The sequence below is a fragment of the Streptomyces sp. NPDC059564 genome (assembly GCF_042735575.1).
GTDB lineage: Bacteria > Actinomycetota > Actinomycetes > Streptomycetales > Streptomycetaceae > Streptomyces.
In genome coordinates this window covers 1-1,149 of the sequence record NZ_JBHWBP010000718.1, presented here as the reverse complement: position 1 = coordinate 1,149, position 1,149 = coordinate 1, and the positions used below count along the sequence as shown (strand labels likewise).

Genomic DNA, 1,149 nt, shown 5'->3' with positions numbered 1-1,149 from the left:
GTGCTGGTAGGGGGAGCGCTCAGGCGCAGGCAGGGTGCGCCCTCGTACCGCAGGCCCCGTTCCAGCGGGAGAGCCTCACCGGTCTCGCAGTCGTAGGAGTAGGCGCGGCGGAGCTGCCCGGCCGTGAGCGGGGCAGCAATGGCGGCGCCAAGCCTCCATCCCCACACTCGACTGCTGCCGTGCGCGTGGGTCCGCAGGACGACGCCGCAGACCTCCCCGCCGGATAGCGCAAGCGCCGTCTCCGCGACGACGTCGGCGAGTTGCCTGCCCTCTTCCAGGTATGTCCGGTTGGCCCTGGTGTCGAAGGGCACGATGGCTGCGAAGGTTCCGGCGCTGGCGGTCATTACGTGGTGGCCCTCTCCGGCCACACCGAACAGTGCATGGAGAAGCTTCTCGGCGCGCTGTGTGGTCAGGGGGTTCGTGGATTCCATGGGTCGGCCTCTCGTTGGCTCTCCGATCACGGCGGGGGTGCCACTCCCCCGCCGCTGGCGGTGCGTGTTCAGGTCTGCCCGGGAGCGGCGGCCGCCTGGGCGCCCAGCCGCTCCCAGGGCGGGATCACGCGAGTACGGGGGCGTCCACGAACGTCACGCCGGGCAACGGGTCCGTAAGGTCGCGGTCCTCGCTGATGCAGTACGCCATAACGCTCTGTTCGGCCGTGGCGGGGTAGGCGACAAGGTCGCGCACCATCCACGACATGAACCTCACCTCGCCCTGCGGATCCAGCGTGCGCGCGGCCAGCATGGCGCTCACACCCATCGCGGTTCCGGCCAACATGTAGGCCACGTGCACGAGCGGGTCGTTCGCGTCGTCCTCGTTCGGGACGGGGCCGGTGATGATGCACTGGGCCTCGGCGACGCCGTCGAGTGTCGCCTGAACCACGGTCAGGTGATGGAGTCCTTCACCGGCGGCTCGGCCGACAGCCCGCACGAGAATCATGCTGCGGCGGGCGAGCGTGCGTGCGAAGTCGCTCCCGGAAGTCGGGAACTCGTTCAAGAGCTGCGCTTTCGTTGGTCGTCCTGCGGGCTCTTCGGTCGACCGGTGGAGCCGGGTGCCACTCCCGGCTCCACAGGGCGGGCGGGGCGGCCGGGCGTCGGGCCCGGCCGCCCATGACGGGCTGTCAGCGGGTGCGCTGTGCGGGGATGTGCAGGC

At 70.6% G+C, this 1,149-nt stretch carries 1 protein-coding gene and 1 pseudogene; both read right to left on the bottom strand.

From position 1 onward, the window contains the following. Window positions 1-431, bottom strand: a pseudogene (locus ACFV0Q_RS41905) (hypothetical protein); the annotation flags it as partial. A 124-nt stretch (window positions 432-555) separates the two neighbouring features. Further along, the gene (locus ACFV0Q_RS41900; RefSeq protein WP_385013379.1) at window positions 556-993 is read right to left on the bottom strand and encodes a hypothetical protein; all 438 of its coding nucleotides are present in this window, start codon (window positions 991-993) and stop codon (window positions 556-558) included. Window positions 994-1,149 lie beyond the last annotated feature (156 nt).